This window comes from Aeromicrobium sp. REDSEA-S32_B7 (assembly GCF_001626145.1).
In the GTDB taxonomy this organism is placed as follows: Bacteria; Actinomycetota; Actinomycetes; order Propionibacteriales; family Nocardioidaceae; genus Aeromicrobium; species Aeromicrobium erythreum.
Map to the genome: position 1 here is coordinate 1 of NZ_LUNF01000243.1, position 5707 is coordinate 5707.

Consider the following 5707-nt stretch of genomic DNA (forward strand, 5'->3'; position numbering starts at 1 on the left):
GAGCACGTCGGCGTTGACGTGCTCGCACGCCTCGACGAGCGTCGTGTACGCCGGCACCTCGGAGCCGTAGAGCTCGGAGAGGTTCGCCGCCAGGTCCGCGCGCAAGCGCGTGGGCGAGACGGCCCACCTGTGGCCGCCCTCGGCTTCGACCTCCTCCGACACCCGGAGGTACCGGAAGCGGCTCACACGAACTCCACGCCCTGAGCCAGCGGCAGCTCGGTGGAGTAGTTCACCGTGTTCGTCGCGCGGCGCATGTAGGCGCGCCACGCGTCGGAGCCCGACTCGCGACCGCCGCCGGTGTCCTTCTCCCCGCCGAACGCGCCACCGATCTCGGCACCCGAGGGGCCGATGTTGACGTTGGCGATGCCGCAGTCGGAGCCGACCGCCGACACGAACGTCTCGGCCTCGCGCACGTCGAGGGTGAAGATCGAGGACGACAGGCCCTGGGCGACGTCGTTGTGCAGGGCCAGGGCATCGACGAACGAGGAGTAGGTGAGCACGTAGAGGATCGGCGCGAACGTCTCCTCCTTCACGACGTCGGTCTGGCCGGGCATGTCGACGATGGCGGGCTGCACGTAGTAGCCGCCGCCGGTCGCGTCGCTGGCGGCGACGTCCTGCGCGCCGCCGGTGACGAGCGTGCCGCCGTCGGCCTGGGCACGGCTGATCGCGTCGCCGAACGCCCGGAACGACGCCTCGTCGACCAGGGGCCCGACGAGCGTGGTCGGCTCCAGCGGCGAGCCGATCGGCAGCGTCGCGTACGCCTTCGCCAGCCGCTCCACCAGCTCGTCCTTGATGCTCTCGTGCACGATCACGCGACGCAGCGACGTGCAGCGCTGGCCGGCCGTGCCGACGGCGGAGAACACGATGCCGCGCACGGCGAGGTCGAGGTCGGCGCTGGGCGCCACGACGGCGGCGTTGTTGCCGCCGAGCTCGAGCAGCGAGCGGCCCAGGCGGGCGGCCACGCGCGGCGCGACCTCCTTGCCCATCCGGGTGGAGCCGGTGGCCGAGACGAGCGGCACGCGCGGGTCGTCGACGAGCGCCTCGCCGACCTCACGGGCGCCGAGCACGACCTGCGACAGGTGCTCCGGCGCGCCGGCGCGGCGGGCCGCCTCGTCGGCGAGGGCCTGGCATGCGAGGGCGGTCAGCATCGTCTTCTCCGACGGCTTCCACACCACGGCGTCGCCGCAGACGAACGCGAGCGCCGCGTTCCACGACCACACCGCGACCGGGAAGTTGAAGGCGCTGATGACGCCGACGACGCCCAGCGGGTGCCACTGCTCCATCATCCGGTGCCCAGGACGCTCGGTGGCGATCGTCAGCCCGTGCAGCTGGCGGGAGAGCCCGACCGCGAGGTCGCAGATGTCGATCATCTCCTGCACCTCACCCAGACCCTCGCTCAGGATCTTCCCGGCCTCGATGCTCACCAGCGCGCCGAGGTCGTCCTTGTGCTCGCGGAGCAGCTCGCCCAGCTCGCGCACGAACTGGCCGCGCACCGGCGCCGGGACGCTGCGCCACTGCAGGAAGGCGTCGTGCGCGCGGCCCACCGCGTCGCCGACGTCGGCGGCCGAGTGCGACGCGAGCCGACCGATCTCGTGGCCGTCGATCGGCGACGTCGCGGGCAGGTCGCGCTGCGCCCCCTCGGGAACGGCGTCGAAGGGATTGCCGGCGCCGAGGCGCTGCAGGATCTCGAGGGCGCGGGTGGTGACGTCGCTCATGCGGGAGAGACCTTTCCGTGGGAGGCGAACAGCTGTCCGGAGGTGGTGGCGAAGAGGTCGTCGAGGCGGATGTCCTCCTGGGCGACGAAGCCGGCGTGCGGCAGGCCGCCGTCGGCGACGAGCTCGACGACGGAGACGGCTGAGGCGGCGGTGGTCCAGCTGATGGCGCGCCAGGTGCGACCCTCGATCTCGATCGGCAGGTAGCCGCGCACGTAGTTCTCGCGGAACGGCTGGCCGGCCTTCGTGCCCTCGACGGCGGCGTGCAGGTAGACGATGTCGTCGTTCACGGGCGGCTTGGCGTCGACGAGGATCCGGCCGACCTCCTCGCGACGCTCGCGCAGGTTGAGCTCGTCGAACAGGAAGTGCATCTGCTCGAAGTGGCCCGGGTAGCGCAGGGTCTTGTAGTCGAGCCGGCTCACGCGGCCCTCGTACGTCTGGCACATCGTGCCGAGACCACCGGAGGTCAGCGCGGCCTCCAGCTCGATGCCGCCGATGAAGACGCGCTCCTTCTCGGTCATGGCCGGCACCATCTGACGGCGGCCGGAGCGCAGCACCTCGCAGTCGTTGAGGTACTCGTTGACGACGCCCTCGGCCGACCAGTTGAACGCGTAGCCGAGCAGGCCGGTCGGGTTCTGCGGCAGGGCGCCGACCTTGAGCTCGATGTTGCGGATCTGCTCGAAGCCCTGCGCGAGCGAGGCACCGACGATGCCGATCAGCCCGGGCGCCAGGCCGCACTGCGGCACGAACGCCGACTCGGGGCGCTGGCGGCTCAGCTCCACGACGCGGTTCGTCGTCGGGACGTCCTCGGTGAGGTCGAAGTAGTGCGTGCTGGTGTCGTACGCGGCCTCGGCGACGGCGATGTTCAGGTGGTAGGGCAGGCACGACACGACGGCGTCGACGTCGGTGAGCGCCTTGCGGACGGCGGTGGCGTCGGCGACGTCGACCACGTGGGAGGCGAAGTGGAGGTCGTCGCGCGGGGCGGCGTCGTAGCCGACGACGTCGAACTGCGCGCGGACGAGCAGGTCGGCCACCAGCTCGCCGACCTTCCCGAGACCGAACACCGCCACGGTGTTGAGCGAACGGGACACGGGACCTCCTGGGGCCGGCGACGGATCGCGTCGCGTGAGTGTGGCGTCGAGGGGTGCTCGACGTCACACGATGCTAGCCAGCGGGAGGCCCCGTGTCTGTACCGGCTGGACGGTCCAGTGATGACGATCCGGTGAAGTTCGTCGGACCGACCGTCCTCCCCCGCTGGGCGCGACGTTCGCGGGCCGGATCGGGTCGCGACGACACCGAAACGTCACACTCAGCGGGGAGGGAGCAGGGCCTGGCGGGGGTGCCTGGCGGGGGCGCGGAGCAGACCGGGCTAGACGGCGGGGATGGTCTGGGCCGCGGCGCGGTTGGCGGCGGAGACGACGGCCCGCAGCGAGGCGGTGACGATGTTGGCGTGGATGCCCACGCCCCACACGATCTCGCCGGCGATCTCGGCCTCGACGTAGGCGGCGGCAAGGGCGTCGCCGCCAGCCGACAGCGCGTGCTCGGTGTAGTCGAGCACCCGGATGTCGGCCCCGGCCTGACGCATGCCGTCGACGAAGGCGTCGACGGGACCGTTGCCCTCGCCCTTGAAGGAGCGCTCCTCCCCGCGGACGACGAGGTCGACGACCTGCTGGTCGTGACCGTCCGACGACGTGGTGGAGGTGAAGGTCACGAGGGAGTAGGGCTCCTCGCGCTCGAGGTACTCCTGGCTGAACGCCGTCCAGATGCCGTCGGCGGAGATCTCGCCCGCCTCGCCCTCGGTGAGGCCCTGCACGACCCGGCTGAACTCGATCTGCAGGCGACGCGGCAGGTCGAGCTGGTGCTCGGTCTTCAGCAGGTAAGAGACGCCGCCCTTGCCGGACTGGCTGTTGACGCGGATGACGGCCTCGTAGGTGCGGCCGACGTCGTGCGGGTCGATGGGCAGGTAGGGCGCCTCCCACGGCACCTCGGACACGTCGACGCCCTGCTCGGCGGCGATCCGGTCGAGGTCCTCCAGGCCCTTCTTGATGGCGTCCTGGTGGGAGCCGGAGAAGGCGGTGTAGACGAGGTCGCCCGCGTACGGGTGGCGCGGGTGCACCGGCAGGCTCGTGCAGTACTCGACGGTGCGGCGCACCTCGTCGATGCCGATGCCGCCGGCGGTGAAGTCGACCTGCGGGTCGATGCCCTGGCTGAACAGGTTCATGCCGACGGTGACGAGGTCGACGTTGCCGGTGCGCTCGCCGTGGCCGAAGAGGCACCCCTCGACGCGGTCCGCTCCGGCCATCAGCGCCAGCTCGGTGGCGGCGACAGGTTGAGGATGATCTCGCGACCGTCCTCGGGCTGCCAGACGTCCATGACCGCGTTGCAGACCTCGACGCTGAACTCCAGCTCGGCGCCGGTGAAGATCTCGGGGCTGTACTGGTAGCCGAACGCGGTGCCCGGCATGTTCTGCTCGGCGTGCTTCATGACGAGCTCGGTGCCGCGGGTGGCGATGGCGCGCACCTCGTCCTTCGAGGCGTGGAAGACGACGCGGCGGAACAGCGGCGCGACGGCGTTGTAGAGGTGGATGTTGGCGCGCCGGGCGCCGGTCAGCGCCTGCGTGGTCCGCTCGATGAGGTCCTCGCGGGCCTGGGTCAGGACCGAGATCGTGACGTCGTCGGGGATGACGTCGTCCTCGATCAGCGAGCGCACGAACGCGAAGTCGGTCTCGCTGGCCGACGGGAACCCGACCTCGATCTCCTGGTAGCCCATGCGCACGAGCAGCTCGAACATGCGGCGCTTGCGCACCGGGGTCATGGGGTCGATGAGGGCCTGGTTGCCGTCGCGCAGGTCGGTGGAGAGCCAGCGCGGGGCCTTCGTGATCGTCTGGGACGGCCAGGTGCGGTCGGGCAGGTCGATGGGCGCGAACGGGCGGTAGCGGCCGAACGGCATCGGCGACGCCTTCTGCGGCGCGACGACGTTGCTGGGCAGTCCGGTGCGGTGCGTGGTCATGTCGGTGTCTTCCTCGGGGTGCTCGTCAGGTCGTTGCGGTCGGTGCATGACGAACTCCGCGCCGAGGGGCCCGACCTAGTGGACCTCGACGCGGCAGAGAAGGAGTCGGCTCGCGTACATCGCGGCCAGCCTACCCCACCGTCCGCGGGGACCACCACGCTGCAGCGGTGGGCGGGCTCGGACAGACTGGGGTCATGAGCAGCGACACCAGCAGCGAGGACCAGTCCACGGCGGGCTCCTACGTCACGAGCGGCCAGGAGTTCGACCGCGACATGAACTACATCCCCGACCGCATCACGCGGCAGGGGGGCGCCCCGGTCGACGACCGCGCGGGCACCGGCAAGCCGCCCGTGGACGACGCGCCGACCTGGCCCGTCGAGGCCGGCCGCTACCGGCTCGTCGCCGCGCTCGCGTGCCCCTGGGCGACGCGCACCGTCATCGTGCGCCGCCTCCTCGGGCTGGAGGACGCGCTGTCGCTCGGGCTCGCCGGCCCCACGCACGACAAGCGCAGCTGGACCTTCGACCTCGATCCCGACGGGGTCGACCCGGTGCTCGGCATCCCGCGCCTGCAGGACGCGTACTTCGCGCGCTACCCCGACTACCCGCGCGGCATCACGGTGCCCGCCGTCGTCGAGGTCGAGAGCGGCAAGGTCGTCACGAACGACTTCCCGTGGATCACCCACGACTTCTTCTTCGAGTGGCGCGACCACCACAAGCCCGACGCGCCGGACCTGTGGCCCGACGACCTCCGCGAGGAGATGGAGGAGGTCATGCAGCGGGTCTTCACCGAGGTCAACAACGGTGTCTACCGATGCGGCTTCGCCGGCGACCAGGACAGCTACGAGGCGGCGTACGACCGGCTCTTCGACGCGCTGGACTGGCTCGAGTCACGGCTGGAGGACCGGCGGTACCTGATGGGCGACTCCATCACCGAGGCCGACGTCCGGCTGTTCACGACCCTGGCGCGCTTCGACGCGGTCTACCAC

At 71.1% G+C, this 5707-nt stretch carries 3 protein-coding genes and 1 pseudogene; 1 reads left to right on the forward strand and 3 read right to left on the reverse strand.

Annotated elements, in window-relative coordinates; genetic code table 11:
- Positions 1-182 precede the first annotated feature (182 nt).
- From A6Q79_RS15455 to A6Q79_RS15465, 3 genes and pseudogenes are all read right to left on the reverse strand, one after another.
- Complete coding sequence (locus tag A6Q79_RS15455) at positions 183-1715, reverse strand: aldehyde dehydrogenase family protein (protein ID WP_286690805.1); 1533 nt, start codon at positions 1713-1715, stop codon at positions 183-185.
- Positions 1712-2803, reverse strand: coding sequence for a saccharopine dehydrogenase C-terminal domain-containing protein (locus tag A6Q79_RS15460; protein WP_067858704.1), 1092 nt, complete (start codon positions 2801-2803; stop codon positions 1712-1714). Before A6Q79_RS15460 ends, A6Q79_RS15455 begins: the two co-directional genes overlap by 4 nt.
- Positions 2804-3081: 278 nt before the next feature.
- Positions 3082-4661, reverse strand: a pseudogene (locus A6Q79_RS15465) (2-isopropylmalate synthase).
- Positions 4662-4915: 254 nt separating this feature from the next.
- On the opposite strand from A6Q79_RS15465, the gene A6Q79_RS15470 reads away from it, so the two are divergent.
- Positions 4916-5707, forward strand: a 792-nt coding sequence (locus tag A6Q79_RS15470) for a glutathione S-transferase C-terminal domain-containing protein (protein ID WP_317698717.1), incomplete at its 3' end; no start/stop codon positions are given.

Excerpts from the sequence above, each read along its gene's own strand:
- A6Q79_RS15455 (WP_286690805.1), bottom strand. The coding sequence starts at position 1,715 with ATGAGCGACGTCACCACCCGCGCCCTCGAGATCCTGCAGCGCCTCGGC.